Here is a 1,325-nt window from a genome sequence, read left to right on the forward strand (position 1 = left end):
CCTGAATTTAATCAAGATCTTCAATTACCAGAAAAAAGAGACCCAACATTTATACCAGATTAAAAAAACCAGCTACAACATACATCGTAACTGGTCTTTACTTTATTTCTCACTCATACCGCTGCGAAGTTAAAAACTGTCGCAGAGCCTAATCAATCTTCGAAGAGCTGGGGTTATAAACTGTCGCAGAGCTTAATCAATCTTCGAAGAACTAGAATCATTGTCTAATAAAATCAGATGCCCAACAAGTCTATTAGGGTGATTCATTAGATATTTTCTACCCTCATATTTTAGCAAATCCTTTTCATTTCTTAACAAAACATTTAAGTGCCCAATTATTTTATTATCAGATCTACTATAATCTAAAAACTCTGCAGTCATATTTTCATCAGGATAACCTTCTCTCCAAATTGGAAGTCTAGCGTTATTCTCAAAATAATTAGAATAATTCTCTGCGTGTTCGTTATAAAAATAGATTTCAAACTTATATTTCTTAACCATCATATTATTTTTATTTGACCATTCTAAAAACATTATTTAAAGCTCGCAAGTCTCCTGGGCCATAACTTAAAGCATTATGTCCATCTAAAAATCTATAATATCTCATGTGAGATTGAGGAAGACTTATTTTTATCGTATTTGGTTTAGCAAAAGTCGAATTTTTCCAGAAATCTAATCCCTTCTGATCTAACCAAAATTGTTTTTCTTGAAAATCTTTCCCAAAAGAAAATTTATTTCCTGCTTTTTGAAAAGCTGCTAGTTCATTATTTCCAAAATTTCTAAAAGCAGTAAATCTATCAGGTAGAATTCCGTTAAATCTAAATAACCTACTAGATCCTTTAGCTAAAGACCCAAAGGCAGAACCTGGCAACACATAAAATACTTCTTCAGTCATACGGAAGAACGTTATCCATACTTTAAGATGTGCCATGGCTTTTTCTTCATTTCTAGCCGTATCCATTGCATCAGCATACTCAGTATGTTGATTTCCATAAACTTGTTGATACAAGTCGTATGCCTCCGCAGGATCATCTGGAAAGAACCCATCGTCATTATTTTGCGCCAGCCAGGTTTCAAAATCACCAGAAAACGCATAACGATTCGTTACTTCTGAAGTCCCAGTTTCACTTCTAGGCATTATAGGATTACCAAGATCTTCCGTCATCATCGTAACAGTACGACCGTTCTTACCTTTTTTGCCACCACAACAAGGTTCTGTAGCATTACTATCAGGTCTAAACCCTAAAGAGCCCAAAGCTCCTTCTAAATTCGTACCATAACTATATCCTCCAGAAAAAGAGGTCAACCAATCAGATTGCACTCCT

At 34.7% G+C, this 1,325-nt stretch carries 2 protein-coding genes; both read right to left on the bottom strand.

Translation table 11 applies throughout. From position 1 onward, the window contains the following. Positions 1 to 192: 192 nt before the first annotated feature. Entirely contained in the window at positions 193 to 504 is a 312-nt protein-coding gene (locus ACWGOQ_RS24075; protein ID WP_452060389.1) for a hypothetical protein, read from the bottom strand. A gap of 7 nt (positions 505 to 511) precedes the next feature. Beyond that, a partial coding sequence (locus ACWGOQ_RS24080) for a hypothetical protein (protein ID WP_458202904.1) occupies positions 512 to 1,325 on the bottom strand: 814 nt, incomplete at its 5' end.

This window comes from Aquimarina ulvae (assembly GCF_053613295.3).